Below are 13,452 nucleotides of genomic sequence, written 5' to 3' on the forward strand. Positions count from 1 at the left end.
ATCCGCCGCGGTCAGGTGGCCTTGGCGTTGCGCGCGAGACCGAGCGCGTAGTCGGGCCACCACTGGCCGGCCGCCGGGCCGCCCCGGCACGGTCCGTCCGAGTCTCCGGGCCGCTTGATCCACAGGACCGCGTCGAGCAGCGGCTCACCGGTCTTGTCCGTGGGCGGAGTGCCGAGACCGCGCCCCGGCGGGTTGCACCAGGCGTCCTCGCGGTCGCCCGCGAGGGGGCCCTTGCCGTTGCGGCTGGTGTCCATGACGAAGTGCTTGCCGCCGACGAGCCCCGAGAGGCTGCGGCCGTACGACTTGATGGTCTCGTCGCTCTGGAAGTTCGACACGTTCAGCGAGAAGCCGTCCGCCTGCGCGATCCCCGCCTGCTGGAGCGGCTCGGCCAGCTTGCCCGCCTGGGTGATCCAGCTGGGGTTGCCCGCGTCCAGGTAGACCTTCACCCGGGGCTGCTGCTTGAGCCGTTGGATGGCCTCGGAGAGCAGTTGGTAGCGGTCGGCGTGGTACTCGGCGGGGGTGCAGCCGTCCACGATGTGCGGGACCGCGTCGGGCTCCAGGATCACGACGGCCGGGCGGTCGCCGATGGCCCCCGCGAACGCGTCGATCCACTGCCCGTAGAACTCCGGGCTCTGCGCGCCGCCCGCGGAGTGCTGGCCGCAGTCGCGGTGCGGGATGTTGTACGCGACGAGCACGGCGGTGCGGTCGCCCTGTGCGGCGCCGTCGACGGCCGCCTTGATGTCCGGGGCCGGGTCGTCGCCCGCGGGCCACACGGCCATGGGCTGCTCGGAGATCCGCTTGAGCGCGGCGGCGTCCTGGGTGCGGCCCTCCTGCTCCCACTGCCTGACCTGCCGGGCGGCGGCGCTCTGCGGATCGACCCAGAACGTGCTCTGCCGCGCCTTCTGGGTGGCGGCGGGGGAGGCCCCGGCCTCGGTGGCGGTCCGCTCCTCGCCCTTCGTGCCGGATTCGGAGGAGCACCCTGCCGTGAGCGCGAGGGCCGTGAGGGCCGTGAGTGCGGTGAACGTGCGGACCAGCCGGTACATCCAGCCCCCTATGGGCGACGGTGACCGGGCAATCGTTACATAACGGGCCAATCGCCCTTGGTTACGACACCGGGGCGGGTGACGACGACACCGGTGCGGGCCTCAGATGCCCCCGCCGCCCGCCAGCGCGATGCCGAGCGGAGTGCGTTCGTAGAGCACCTGGTGCCCGTACCGCCGTGAGACCAGCAGGCCCGCGCCGCGCAGGGCGCCGAGGTGCGCGGACACGGACGAGGGGGCGAGCCCCAGGCGGTGGGCCAGGGTCGAGGTGGTGGCCGGGTCGTCGAGCGCGGTCAGGACGGACGCCTTGCCCCGCCCCAGGAGCCGTACGAGCGCTTCGGCGGTGTGCTCGCCCGGCTCGGTCCAGAGTCCGGCGAGGCCGCGCGCGGGATAGACCAGGGTCGGCTGCCAGGGTGGCTCGTGGCCGCCCACCACGTCGGGCCAGGCGAAGACGCTGGGCATCAGGACGAGGCCCTGCCCCGCCAGATGCCGCACGTGGTCGTCCCGCCTGGCGACGGTCAGCGTGCCCGCGTCCCAGGCGAACCGCGGGTCGAGTTCGGCGACCAGCGCGCCGAGGCCGACCTCCGCGAGCCGCCGCGAGTGGAAGGCGACGTCCGCCTCCAGGAGCGCGCGCAGCCGGGGCCAGTCCGGCTCGACCAGGGTGCGCCAGGCGGCCTCCATGACGTCGGCCAACTCCCGTACCGCGCGCACGGGATCGGCGAGCAGCGCGCGCCCCCGCGGGGACGCGGCGGCCCCCGGGGTACAGGCCAGCGCCCGCGCCAGTTCCTGCCGCGCGGCCTCGGGGTCGGCCGCGCGCACGGCCGCGATCTCCTCGTCGAAGGTGGCGGCGGGCCCGATGGGCGGCGGGCCGATGAAGTCCGGGGTGTAGCCGCGCACCGGCATCAGGAGCCACAGGGCCTCCAGTTCGAGCCCGGCGCCCGCCCCGCGGATCCGCCGCAGCCACCGCGGGTGGTAGCCGTGCCGCTCGGGCCGCTTCAGGGTGCGCACGGCCTCCTGCGTCTCCCACAGCGGCGACACGGCGAACCGGCACCGCAGGAGATCGTCGGGACCGAAGTGCAGCCGGTTCGGCACGTGCTCACCCCCATGTTTCGCCTGGAACCGAAACTCTAGGGCGGCGGGCACGCGCGCGTGCAGGGTCCGGGCATGCCCGAAGAGAACCCCACCGCCCCCGAAGCCACCGCCCCCGAACCCACCGCTCACGAACCCGTCGCCCCCGAACCCACCGGCTATCTCCGCCTGTTCACGATCCGAGAGTTCCGTGCCGTCTTCCTCGCCCACGCGCTCTCACTGCTCGGTGTGGTCGTCAGCGAGGTCGCGCTCACCGTGCTCGTGTACGGGCTCACCGGCTCGCCGCTGCTCGGCGCGCTCACCTTCGCCCTGGGGATGCTGCCCTACCTCGTGGGCGGGACGCTGCTGTCCGGGATCGCCGACCGGTACCCGCCGCGCCGGGTGCTCGTGCTGTGCGACGTGGTGTGTGCCGGGTGCGCGGCGCTCATGGCCCTGCCCGCCACGCCCGTCTTCGCCCTGCTCGCGCTGCGGTGCGTCATCGCCCTCGTGTCACCGGTGTTCAACGGGACGCGGATGGCCACCCTCACCGACATCCTCGGGGACGGTGACCTGTTCATCCTCGGGCGCTCGCTGCTGCGGATCGTCTCGCAGAGCTCCGTGCTCGTCGGGTTCGGGCTCGGCGGCGTCCTGCTCACCGTCGTGTCACCGCGCGGGGCGCTCCTCATCACCGTCTGCACGTTCGCCGCCTCCGCGCTGCTCCTGCGCTGCGGGACCAAGCGCAGGCCCGCGCGCGGGGGCGGCGGCTCCGCCCTGGTCAAGTACTCGCTCAGCGGCGCCGGACGGGTGCTCGGCGACCGGCGGATCAGGGCGCTGCTGCTCCTCCTCTGGGCGCCGCCGATGTTCATGGTCACCCCGGAGGCGCTGGCCGCTCCGTACGCCGACCAGATCGGGGTCGGCGTCGCGGGCGTCGGCCTCCTGATGTGTGCGCTGCCGGTCGGCACGATCGCCGCGGAGCTGTACGCGGGGTCCATGCTCTCCGCGGCTTCCCGCGCCCGCGTCGCGCTGCCGCTCGCGTCCGTCACGCTGCTGCCGCTCACGGTGTACGCGGTCACGCCGGGCCTCCTGTGGGCGATGCTCGCCCTCGTGCTCGCCGGCGCCGGGTCGGCGTACACGCTGGGCGTCGACCGGTGGTTCGTCGACGCCGTCCCCGAGGAGCTGCGCGGGCGGGCGATGACCGTGCACACGGCGGGGCTCATGACGATCCAGGGGGTCGGGATGGCGCTCGCCGGGCTCGCGGCGGAGTTCTTCGCGGTGAGCACCGTCGTCACGGCGTCGGGGGTGCTCGGCACGGTCTGCTGCCTCGCCCTGGCAGCCGAGGTGCGTGCCACACGTCGTACGGACGCCGCACACCGTACGGCCGACGGCAAACCCGCCAACCTACGGGAACAGGCGACCGAATCGCGAGACGGGGCTGACCACCATGTGACCGGCGGGTAAGGTCTTTGGCGTGCCGAAGCCGCTCAGCCTCCCCTTCGATCCCATCGCCCGCGCCGACGAGCTCTGGAAGCAGCGCTGGGGATCCGTTCCGGCCATGGGTGCGATCACCTCGATCATGCGGGCGCACCAGATCCTGCTCGGCGAGGTCGACGCGGTCGTCAAGCCCTACGGGCTGACCTTCGCGCGGTACGAGGCCCTGGTCCTGCTGACGTTCTCGCAGGCCGGTGAGTTGCCGATGTCCAAGATCGGCGAGCGGCTCATGGTCCACCCCACGTCCGTCACCAACACCGTCGACCGCCTGGTCAAGTCCGGCCTCGTCGACAAGCGCCCCAATCCGAACGACGGGCGCGGCACGCTCGCCTCCATCACGGAGAAGGGCCGCGAGGTCGTCGAGGCGGCCACCCGCGAGCTGATGGCGATGGACTTCGGGCTCGGGGTGTACGACGCCGAGGAGTGCGCGGAGATCTTCGCGATGCTGCGGCCCCTGCGGGTCGCCGCCGAGGACTTCGAAGAGCAGTAGAAGCTGCCGTTCCGCTCGTGCCGGGGCCGCCCGAAGATCGCGCAAAACGGGCCGATACGCTCGTGGGCATGAAGCGATCCGTGCTGACCCGTTACCGGGTGATGGCCTACGTCACCGCCGTCATGCTGCTCGTGCTGTGCACCTGCATGATTTTCAAGTACGGCTTCGACAAGGGCGAGGGCCTGACGCTGGTCGTCTCCCAGGTCCACGGCGTCCTCTACATCATCTACCTGATCTTCGCCTTCGACCTGGGCTCCAAGGCGAAGTGGCCGTTCGGGAAGCTGCTGTGGGTCCTCGTGTCGGGCACCATCCCCACCGCCGCGTTCTTCGTCGAGCGCAAGGTCGCGCGGGACGTCGAGCCGCTGATCACCGACGGCTCCCCGGTCGCCGCCAAGGCGTAAGCGCTCCGCTGGGAGTGCGGTGATCGGCCTGCGGGCCGGTGGGGGCTGGTCGCGCAGTTCCCCGCGCCCCTTGCGGGGCGCCCCCGGGGCTCCGCCGAGCCCCCGCTTCTTCGCCTCGAAGCGCCGTCACGGGCCTGCCCGTGGCGGCGCTTCGGCGTAGCCGGTGGCGCCACGCCTCGACATTTACTAGGACGTCCAAGTAAATTCGAGGGTATGGACGCTGACGCCATCGAGGAGGGCCGCCGTCGCTGGCAGGCCCGGTACGACACCGCGAAGAAGCGCGACGCGGATTTCACCACGCTCTCCGGTGACCCGGTCGAGCCGGTCTACGGGCCACGGCCCGGGGACACCTATGAGGGATTCGAGCGGATCGGATGGCCCGGCGAGTACCCCTTCACCCGCGGACTGCACGCCACCGGCTACCGCGGCCGGACCTGGACCATCCGCCAGTTCGCCGGCTTCGGCAACGCCGAGCAGACGAACGAGCGCTACAAGATGATCCTGGCCAACGGCGGCGGCGGCCTCTCCGTGGCCTTCGACATGCCGACCCTGATGGGCAGGGACTCCGACGAGCCCCAGTCCCTGGGCGAGGTCGGGCACTGCGGCGTCGCCATCGACTCCGCCGCCGACATGGAGGTCCTGTTCAAGGACATTCCGCTCGGTGACGTCACGACGTCGATGACGATCTCCGGACCCGCCGTCCCCGTCTTCTGCATGTACCTGGTCGCCGCCGAGCGGCAGGGCATTGACCCGGCCGTCCTGAACGGCACGCTCCAGACGGACATCTTCAAGGAGTACATCGCGCAGAAGGAGTGGCTCTTCCAGCCCGAGCCGCACCTGCGCCTCATCGGCGACCTGATGGAGCACTGCGCGCGCGACATCCCCGCGTACAAGCCCCTGTCGGTCTCCGGCTATCACATCCGCGAGGCCGGGGCGACGGCCGCGCAGGAGCTCGCGTACACCCTCGCGGACGGCTTCGGGTACGTCGAGCTCGGCCTGAGCCGCGGCATGGACGTAGACGTCTTCGCGCCAGGGCTGAGCTTCTTCTTCGACGCGCACCTGGACTTCTTCGAGGAGATCGCCAAGTTCCGTGCCGCGCGCCGCATCTGGGCGCGCTGGATGCGGGACGTGTACGGCGCGAAGACGGACAAGGCCCAGTGGCTGCGCTTCCACACGCAGACCGCGGGCGTCTCGCTCACCGCCCAGCAGCCCTACAACAACGTCGTACGCACCGCTGTCGAGGCCCTCTCCGCGGTCCTCGGCGGCACGAACTCCCTGCACACGAACGCCCTCGACGAGACCCTCGCGCTGCCGAGCGAGCAGGCCGCCGAGATCGCGCTGCGTACGCAGCAGGTGCTCATGGAGGAGACCGGCGTCGCCAATGTGGCGGACCCGCTTGGCGGCTCCTGGTACGTCGAGCAGCTCACCGACCGCATCGAGGCCGACGCCGAGAAGATCTTCGAGCAGATCAAGGAGCGGGGGCGCAGGGCGCACCCGGACGGTCAGCACCCGATCGGGCCGATCACCTCGGGCATCCTGCGCGGCATAGAGGACGGCTGGTTCACCGGTGAGATCGCCGAGTCCGCCTTCCAGTACCAGCAGTCCCTGGAGAAGGGCGACAAGCGTGTCGTGGGCGTGAATGTCCACCATGGTTCCGTCACCGGTGACCTGGAGATTCTGCGGGTCTCTCATGAGGTCGAGCGTGAGCAGGTCAAGGTGCTGGGGGCTCGCCGCTCGGCGCGGGACGAGGTTCGGGTGCGGGGCTCACTCGACGCGATGCTTGCCGCTGCGCGGGGCGGGGCGAACATGATCCCGCCCATGCTGGAGGCGGTCCGTGCGGAGGCGACCCTCGGGGAGATCTGTGGTGTCCTGCGGGACGAGTGGGGGATTTACACGGAGCCGCCGGGGTTCTAGTTCGGGTGCTTCAGGTGCGTGGGGATCTGCGGGCCCGTTGTGGCTGGTCGCGCAGTTCCCCGCGCCCCTGACGGGCCCCTGACGGGCCCCTTCAGGGCCCGCTGGATTCGGCGGAAACTCATGGGTGTCAGATGCGCGCGGCTGGGTAGGCGCCGCCCGTCCACCCGCCCTGCCCCTGGAGTCACCCTGTGTCACCCGTGAGCCTGCCCGGCCCCACCCGTACCGCCGTGATCGCCATCGGAGCGGCGACGCTCACGCTGCTCGGTGCGCTGACGGTGTACGGCTCCGGAGAGGTGAGCGCGAGCCCGCCCGCCGAGCCGAAGGTCCAGGACACCTTCGACTCGCTGGGCCCCGACGTGCACGCGGCAAAGCTCTCGAACGGCCGGACGGCTCACTACTCCGACACCGGGAACAAGAAGGGCAAGCCCGTCCTGTTCATCGGCGGCACCGGCACCAGCGCCCGCGCTGCGCACATGACGGACTTCTTCCGCACGACCCGTGAGGACCTGGGTCTTCGCCTCATATCCGTCGAGCGCAACGGCTTCGGCGACACGGAGTACGACGAGAAGCTCGGCAAGGCCGACTTCGCCGACGACACCCTCGAAGTCCTCGACAAGCTCGGCGTGGACGACGTGAGCGTGATCGCGATCTCCGGCGGCGGTCCCTACGCCGCGGAGCTCGCCGGGCGCGCCCCCGAGCGCGTATCGGCCCTGCACCTAGCGGCCGCCCTGCCGCCCTACGGCACGAAGCCCGCGTACTGCTCGATGTCCGACGACGAGCTGGCCGCCACCGTGAAGGACTCCATCAAGGACCCGCGCAAGTGGTGGGCGTTCCCCGACGACAGTCCCGTGAAGTCGATACCGGGCTTCGCCGACACGGCGTACGAGGAAGGCGCGCGCACCTACAACCAGCGCGGCCAGCAGGCCGACCCCGCGCCGCAGGTGCACGAGCAGAAGCTGTACTGCGGGCGCCCGGGACCTGACCTGAAGAAGCTCGACGCGCCCGTCTACCTCTACGGCGGCAAGAAGGACACGACCGTGCCGCCGGCCACCCTCAAGACCTGGCAGGACGCCCTGCCGGGCAAGGCGACCGTGCGTACGTACGCGGACTCCGGGCACGACGTGCAGTACCGCCACTGGGACCAGATCCTGGTCGACCTGGCGGGACACGGCGACCGCACGGTCATCTGCCGCGGCAAGCACACGCGCGTGCTGCCCGCCGACGAGGCCGACCGGCTCCTCGCCAAGGGCAGGGCCACGCTGGGCAGTTGTGCCTGGAAGAACAACTGACCGACTGCGAGTGATCAGCCGGGCAGCGTCAGTCTGAACAGCGCGCCGCCGCCCGGCGCCCTCTCAGCCGAGAGTTCCGCCCCGTGCGCGTGGGCGATCTGGCGGGCCATCGCGAGACCGAGGCCCGAGCCCGGCAGGGCGCGGGCCTTCTCGGCGCGGTAGAAGCGGTCGAAGACGTACGGCAGGTCCTCCTCCGCGATGCCGGGCCCGTGGTCGCGGACCGTCAGGGCGGCGGGGGAGAGGGAGACCTCCACGGGTGTGCCCGGCGGGCTGAACTTGGCCGCGTTGTCCAGGAGGTTGGTGACGAGGCGGGCCAGGCGCGCCGGCACGCCGGGGATGCTCACGCCGTCGGCCTCCGGCGTCACGTGCAGCGTGAACGGCACCTGTGGCCAGTGGCCGCGCGCCGCGTCCACGACATGGCCGACCAGGGGAGCGAGCCGCACCTCCTCCAGGAGGGGCTGCGGCTCCTCGTCGCGTGCCAGCTCGATGAGGTCGTTGACCATGCCGGTCACTTCGCGGAGCTGCCGGGCGAGCGCGCCGGACGCCCGCTCGCGCTGCGCTTCGGTCAACCGGTCGGCGCGGGCGAGGAGTTCGGCGTTGGTGCGCAGCGCGGTCAGCGGCGTACGCAGCTCGTGCGAGGCGTCGGCGACCAGACGGCGGCGTGCGGTGACCGACTCCTCAAGTTCGGCCAGCATCGCGTTGAACGAGGCGGCGAGCCGGGTCACCTCGTCCTCGCGGCCCGGCGGTCCCGGCGGCAGCTCGATGCGGTGGCGGGCGTCACGCGTCGCCGCGATGCGCTCGGCGGTGGCGGTGAGGCGGGCGACCGGGGCGAGGCCGGTGCGCGAGACCCAGTAGCCGCCGAGCCCCGACAGGAGCACTCCGGCGCCGCCCACCGCGGAAAGGAGCCCGGCGGCCTGCCGCACGCCGCGCTCGGCGATGTCGGCGCGCAGGGCGACCTGGACGGCGCTCCCCGTGCCGTAGTTGGTCGTGTACATCCGGGTCGGTTTCCCGTACAGCGTCAGGCTCGTGTAGTACGGGGCCGCCCGGCCGCTCGCGACCTTTCTGGTGGCCTCGGTGACCGGGAGCAGATACGGCTTCGAGGGGTCCTTCGCGGGGTCGGCGGGGACGATCTGGGAGCAGGCGGGGGCGCCGGGGTAGCGGCACTCGCCCGCCACGACGCCCGGCTCGGCGTCGTACTCCCGCTGCTGGGCGATGAGGGTCGCCGACTGGGTGAGGTTCTGGTCGAGCTGCTGGTAGAGCTTGTAGCGGATGACGAGGAACGCGGCCACGCACACCCCGACCGCGACGAGGGCGACGGCCGCCGCCGCGGCGAGCGCGAGCCGGGTGCGCAGCGGGCGCCTGCGCCGCCACTGCGCGCCGAGCCTGCGCCGGGCGCTCACGGGCTGCCCAGCCGGTAGCCGACGCCGTGCACGGTGTGCACGAGCCGCGGTTCGCCGCCCGACTCCAGCTTACGGCGCAGGTAACCCACGTACACGGCAAGGGAGTTGGAGTCCGGGCCGAAGTCGCGCCCCCAGACCGACTCCTGGATGAGTTCGCGCGGAAGGATTTGCCCGGCGTTGCGCAGGAGCAGTTCGAGCAGGGCTGCCTCGGTGCGGCTGAACTCGACCGTGCGGTGGCCGCGGCGGCCGGTGCGGGTCGACGGGTCGAGAACGAGGTCGCCGTACGCCAGGTCGTCGCCTTCGGCGGCGGAGAGCTGCTCGGGGGCGGAGCGGCGCAGGAGGGCGCGGACGCGGGCGACGAGCTCGTCAAGGGCGAAGGGTTTCACCAGGTAGTCGTCGGCGCCCGCGTCGAGGCCGTCGACGCGCTCGCTCACCGAGCCGAGGGCGGTGAGGACGAGGACGGGGGTGCGGTCGCCGAGGGCGCGCATCTGACGGCAGACGGCGAGGCCGTCCATCACCGGCATCATCACGTCGAGGACCACGAGGTCCGGCTCCCAGCGGGCCACCGCCGAGAGCGCGCGCTGGCCGTCCGCCGCGCCGCGCACCAGGTGGCCCTCGACGGTGAGGCCGTCCTCGACCGCCGCGCGGACCTCGGGATCGTCGTCGACCACGAGGATCTTGGCGGGCGGCGGGCCGCCGCCGGTCACGGGTGGGCCCGGCCTGCTCGTGAAGCTCATGGACCCAAGGTGCCAAACGCGGCTCTTAAAACCCTCTTAGACCTGCTCGTGATGCTCCATTGCCATGCGAACACCCGATATGCGATCTCCCGAGGCAGGGGCCCATGCCTACGGGCGGGCCCCTCTCTCCGTCGTCATCGGCGCGGGCGGCACCGGTGGACACATCTATCCCGGGCTCGCCCTCGCCGACGCCCTGCGCCGGGCGGTGCCGGGCGCGGTCGTCTCCTTCGTCGGTACGGAACGGGGCCTGGAGACCCGGCTGATACCCGAGGCCGGGTACCGCCTGCACACCGTCGACATGATTCCGTTCGACCCCTCGCTCGGCGCCAAGCGCTTCCTCCTGCCCGCGGCCCTCGTGAAGTCCGGCGCCCAGTGCCGGGCGATCCTGCGGGAGCAGGGCGCGCAGGTGGCCGTCGGGATGGGTGGCTACCCGAGCGCTCCCGTCATCGTCGGCGCCAGGATGGCCGGCCTGCCGAGCCTCATCCACGAGTCCAACGCCGTGCCGGGCCGGGCCAACCGTTTCGCGGCCCGCCTCACCCCGAACATCGCCGTCGCCTTCGACCGCAGCCGGGAGCATCTGCCGGGCGGCGAGCGGGCGTACACCACCGGGATGCCCATCGCGGCGCCGCTCGCCACGCTCGACCGGGGCGCGCTGCGGGCCGAGGCACGGCGGGAGTACGGGGTTCCGGACGCGGCCCGGCTGCTGCTGTTCAACGGCGGCAGCCTGGGCGCCGCCCGTCTCACCGAGGCGGCCGTGGGGCTCGCGGCACGCTGGCGGCACCGCGCCGACGTACAGCTCCTGATCAAGACGGGGCCCGCCGCGCTCGACGAGACGCGGCGGCGCCTGACGGAGGCGGGCGTGGAGGCGACCGCGCGCGCCGTGCCCTACCTCGACCGGATGGACCTCGCGTATGCGGCCGCCGATCTGGTGGTCTGCCGCGCCGGTTCGGCGACCGTCGCCGAACTCGCCGCCACCGGGGTGCCCGCCGTCCTCGTCCCCTATCCGCACGCGCCCGGCGACCACCAGACCCACAACGCGCGTGTCCTGTCCGACGCGGGCGCGGGGCTGTTGCTCCCCGACGGCGAGACGACGGCCACGCGGCTCGCGGAGCTCGTCGGGCCGCTGCTCGCCGATCCCGCGCGGCTGGCCGCGATGAGCGGGGCGGCCGATCCGGGCCCGCACGCGCGGGCCGCCGACCTGCTCGCCGAGCAGGTCATCCGACTCACCCACCACACACCGCACTTGGAGTACGCATGAGCAGCAGTGACCAGAGTGACCACACCTTCAGCTGGGCGGGCCGCACGGTCCTCGTCACCGGGGCGGAGGGCTTCATCGGCTCGACGCTCGTCGACCTGCTCCTGGAACAGGGCGCGCGGGTCCGCGCCTTCGTGCACTACAAGCCGTACGCGGAGAAGGGCCACCTCGCGCACCTGCTCGGGGACCCGCGGGTCGAGATGCTCGCGGGCGACGTGCGGGACGCGGGGCGGGTGATGGACGCGGTCGAGGGCTGCGACACGGTCTTCCACCTGGCCGCGCTGATCGGCATCCCGTACTCGTACGACTCGCCGGGGGCGTACGTCCAGACGAACGTCGTCGGCACGGAGAACGTGGCGGAGGCGTGCAGGCGGCACGACGTGCGGCGGCTCGTCCACACCTCCACGAGCGAGGTGTACGGGACGGCGCTGACGGCGCCCATCAGCGAGGCCCACCCCCTCCAGCCCCAGTCCCCGTACTCCGCGTCGAAGATCGGCGCCGACATGATGGCGCTCTCGCACTGGCACGCCTTCGAGCTGCCGGTGACGGTCGTGCGCCCCTTCAACACCTACGGCCCGCGGCAGTCGGCCCGCGCGGTGATCCCCACGATCCTCGCCCAACTGCACTCGGGAGCCCGGGAGATCAAGCTCGGCTCGCTCACGCCCACCCGGGACTTCACGTACGTGACGGACACCGCGCGGGGCTTCATGGACCTGGCGCGGTGCGATGCGGCCCTGGGCCACGCGGTGAACCTCGGCGTGGGCCGGGAGATCTCGATCGGGGACCTGGCGCAGGCGCTGATCGAGGCGTCCGGGCGCGAGGCGGAGGTGGTCGTGGACCCGTCCCGCCTCCGCCCTTCGGGCAGCGAGGTCCAGCGGCTGCTTTCGGACAACTCGCGGGCGAGGGAGTGGGCGGGGTGGACTCCGTCGGTGTCCTTGACGGAGGGCTTGAAGCGGACGTCGGAGTGGGTGGCCGAGAACCTCCACCTCTTCGCGGTGGACCGCTACCAGGTCTGAGTCGTCGCCTGGGGCGGCCTTGACGATGCCCGAGCCGGCCGCTTCGCGGCGGATGGTTCCCGCCCACCCGCCCGATTGCCCCGGATCGTGCGCTGGGTGTCTCTGGCCGACCGTTTCGCTGTGAGTTTCAATTCGCCGCTTCGCGGCGGTTTTTCCCCACCCACCCACCCGATTGCCCGGCGGTTGTACTGCGGGGTGAACGGGTGGGTGGGAGGAGATATCCGCCGCGAAGCGGCGGGCTTGGGCGGCACCACAGGTGCCGTGATCGTCGCGGAGGTACTGCGGGGTGCACGGGTGGGTGGGAGGGGGCGTCCGCCGCGCAGCGGCGGTTCTGCTCTCACCGCAGCCGTAGCCGCAGCCGCAGGGCCGGGGCCCGGTCAGGGACTGGTTGAGGCCCCGGGGCCAGTTGCCGCCGCCGCCAACCCGCCCAGCAAGAGCAACGTAAAGCGGTGGGCCCAGTCCTCGTCCACCGGTTCCGCGCTCACCAGGGCGCGGTGCACCACCGCTCCGGCGATCACGTCGAAGATGAGGTCGGCGGTCCGGCCCGCCGCGGCGGGGTCGGGTTCCGCGGGGAGCTCACCGCGCTCCTGCGCCCGCTTGCGCCCCGCGAGGACAAGACGCTTCTGGCGGTCCACGATCGACGTACGGATGCGCTCCCGCAGCGGCTCGTCCGACGTCGACTCGGCCACCACCGCCATCAGCGCGGTCTTCGTCTCGGGACGGCCGAGCAGCGCCGCGAACTGGAGCACCACGCCCTCGATGTCCGCGGCCAGGCTGCCGCGGTCCGGCAGCTCCAACTCGTCGAACAGCTCCGCCACCGCGTCCACGACCAGCTCGCTCTTGCCCGCCCAGCGCCGGTACAGGGTCGTCTTGGCGACGCCCGCACGCGTGGCGACGTCTCCCAGGGTCAGCTTGGACCAGCCGAGCTCGACCAGGGCCTGGCGGGTCGACTCCAGGATCGCGGTGTCCGCCGCGGCGTTGCGGGGGCGGCCACCGGTGCGGGCTGGTGGGGGGATGCGGCTCTGCATCCCGCGACCATACCGGCCAGTACGGAGTCGGTCGGAGCGCGGGCGAGTGAGCCAGATCACCGAAGTTCTCGCAGGTCCGCCGTCCACACGACGCCGCACGGCAGTTACGCTACGAGGCGTAGCGAAAGAGAAGTGGGCGAGACGAACGGCAACTCCTCGGCGCCCACTTTCTTTCGCCGCGAATGAACGGCGACAACCACAGCGACAACCAGAGCGGCACGCACCGGCACAGGGTGGGGACCCTGCGCCACAACCATCGGTCCTCCTCGGGACCTTGGCGCCACGGCCGTCCGCGGCCCCGCAATCCGGCGGGGGGTCTCGGACGG

12 protein-coding genes are annotated in these 13,452 nt (G+C 72.2%); 7 read left to right on the top strand and 5 right to left on the bottom strand.

Annotated elements, in window-relative coordinates; genetic code table 11:
- Positions 1-11 precede the first annotated feature (11 nt).
- Both ACZ5U5_RS36280 and ACZ5U5_RS36285 read right to left on the bottom strand, forming a co-directional pair.
- Positions 12-1,043, bottom strand: coding sequence for a glycoside hydrolase family 6 protein (locus tag ACZ5U5_RS36280; RefSeq protein ID WP_469030500.1), 1,032 nt, complete (start codon positions 1,041-1,043; stop codon positions 12-14).
- Positions 1,044-1,145: 102 nt separating this feature from the next.
- Positions 1,146-2,132, bottom strand: coding sequence for an ArsR/SmtB family transcription factor (locus ACZ5U5_RS36285; protein WP_469030503.1), 987 nt, complete (start codon positions 2,130-2,132; stop codon positions 1,146-1,148).
- Between the two features lie 72 nt (positions 2,133-2,204).
- Here ACZ5U5_RS36285 and ACZ5U5_RS36290 point away from each other — a divergent pair, with 72 nt between their 5' ends.
- The 5 genes from ACZ5U5_RS36290 (at position 2,205) to ACZ5U5_RS36310 (ending at position 7,690) form a co-directional block, all read left to right on the top strand.
- Positions 2,205-3,566 carry an MFS transporter gene (locus ACZ5U5_RS36290; protein ID WP_469030505.1) on the top strand — a complete coding sequence of 454 codons (1,362 nt, stop codon included), beginning with the start codon at positions 2,205-2,207 and terminating at the stop codon, positions 3,564-3,566.
- 10 nt (positions 3,567-3,576) lie between these two features.
- Complete coding sequence (locus ACZ5U5_RS36295; RefSeq protein WP_363308244.1) at positions 3,577-4,086, top strand: MarR family winged helix-turn-helix transcriptional regulator; 510 nt, start codon at positions 3,577-3,579, stop codon at positions 4,084-4,086.
- 68 nt (positions 4,087-4,154) lie between these two features.
- Complete coding sequence (locus tag ACZ5U5_RS36300) at positions 4,155-4,487, top strand: DUF3817 domain-containing protein (protein ID WP_469030508.1); 333 nt, start codon at positions 4,155-4,157, stop codon at positions 4,485-4,487.
- Positions 4,488-4,700: 213 nt separating this feature from the next.
- On the top strand, positions 4,701-6,401 hold the full coding sequence (locus tag ACZ5U5_RS36305; RefSeq protein WP_469030511.1) for an acyl-CoA mutase large subunit family protein: 1,701 nt from the start codon (positions 4,701-4,703) through the stop codon (positions 6,399-6,401).
- 188 nt (positions 6,402-6,589) lie between these two features.
- On the top strand, positions 6,590-7,690 hold the full coding sequence (locus ACZ5U5_RS36310) for an alpha/beta fold hydrolase (RefSeq protein ID WP_469030513.1): 1,101 nt from the start codon (positions 6,590-6,592) through the stop codon (positions 7,688-7,690).
- A gap of 14 nt (positions 7,691-7,704) precedes the next feature.
- On the opposite strand, the gene ACZ5U5_RS36315 is transcribed toward ACZ5U5_RS36310, so the two are convergent.
- Together ACZ5U5_RS36315 and ACZ5U5_RS36320 are read right to left on the bottom strand one after the other, a co-directional pair.
- Entirely contained in the window at positions 7,705-9,090 is a 1,386-nt protein-coding gene (locus ACZ5U5_RS36315) for a sensor histidine kinase (protein ID WP_469030515.1), read from the bottom strand.
- Positions 9,087-9,827 (bottom strand): response regulator transcription factor, encoded by a 741-nt coding sequence (locus ACZ5U5_RS36320; RefSeq protein ID WP_469030518.1) that lies wholly within the window; start codon positions 9,825-9,827, stop codon positions 9,087-9,089. The genes ACZ5U5_RS36315 and ACZ5U5_RS36320 overlap by 4 nt, the downstream gene beginning before the upstream one ends.
- 64 nt (positions 9,828-9,891) lie before the next feature.
- On the opposite strand from ACZ5U5_RS36320, the gene ACZ5U5_RS36325 reads away from it, so the two are divergent.
- Together ACZ5U5_RS36325 and ACZ5U5_RS36330 are read left to right on the top strand one after the other, a co-directional pair.
- The gene (locus ACZ5U5_RS36325) at positions 9,892-11,085 is read left to right on the top strand and encodes a UDP-N-acetylglucosamine--N-acetylmuramyl-(pentapeptide) pyrophosphoryl-undecaprenol N-acetylglucosamine transferase (RefSeq protein ID WP_469030520.1); all 1,194 of its coding nucleotides are present in this window, start codon (positions 9,892-9,894) and stop codon (positions 11,083-11,085) included.
- Positions 11,082-12,098: a GDP-mannose 4,6-dehydratase gene (locus ACZ5U5_RS36330; RefSeq protein WP_469030523.1), complete on the top strand. Its 1,017-nt coding sequence runs from the start codon at positions 11,082-11,084 to the stop codon at positions 12,096-12,098. Before ACZ5U5_RS36325 ends, ACZ5U5_RS36330 begins: the two co-directional genes overlap by 4 nt.
- A gap of 377 nt (positions 12,099-12,475) precedes the next feature.
- On the opposite strand, the gene ACZ5U5_RS36335 is transcribed toward ACZ5U5_RS36330, so the two are convergent.
- Entirely contained in the window at positions 12,476-13,126 is a 651-nt protein-coding gene (locus ACZ5U5_RS36335) for a TetR/AcrR family transcriptional regulator (RefSeq protein WP_469030525.1), read from the bottom strand.
- Positions 13,127-13,452: the final 326 nt, after the last annotated feature.

The organism is Streptomyces sp. NPDC033177, assembly GCF_055577715.1.

What these genes read in the sequence shown, in the direction of transcription:
- ACZ5U5_RS36325 (WP_469030520.1), top strand. Translation starts at nt 9,892, where the DNA reads ATGCGAACACCCGATATGCGATCTCCCGAGGCAGGGGCCCATGCCTAC.
- ACZ5U5_RS36320 (WP_469030518.1), bottom strand. Translation starts at nt 9,827, where the DNA reads ATGAGCTTCACGAGCAGGCCGGGCCCACCCGTGACCGGCGGCGGCCCG.
- ACZ5U5_RS36300 (WP_469030508.1), top strand. Translation starts at nt 4,155, where the DNA reads ATGAAGCGATCCGTGCTGACCCGTTACCGGGTGATGGCCTACGTCACC.
- ACZ5U5_RS36305 (WP_469030511.1), top strand. Translation starts at nt 4,701, where the DNA reads ATGGACGCTGACGCCATCGAGGAGGGCCGCCGTCGCTGGCAGGCCCGG.
- ACZ5U5_RS36280 (WP_469030500.1), bottom strand. Translation starts at nt 1,043, where the DNA reads ATGTACCGGCTGGTCCGCACGTTCACCGCACTCACGGCCCTCACGGCC.
- ACZ5U5_RS36290 (WP_469030505.1), top strand. Translation starts at nt 2,205, where the DNA reads ATGCCCGAAGAGAACCCCACCGCCCCCGAAGCCACCGCCCCCGAACCC.
- ACZ5U5_RS36330 (WP_469030523.1), top strand. Translation starts at nt 11,082, where the DNA reads ATGAGCAGCAGTGACCAGAGTGACCACACCTTCAGCTGGGCGGGCCGC.
- ACZ5U5_RS36335 (WP_469030525.1), bottom strand. Translation starts at nt 13,126, where the DNA reads ATGCAGAGCCGCATCCCCCCACCAGCCCGCACCGGTGGCCGCCCCCGC.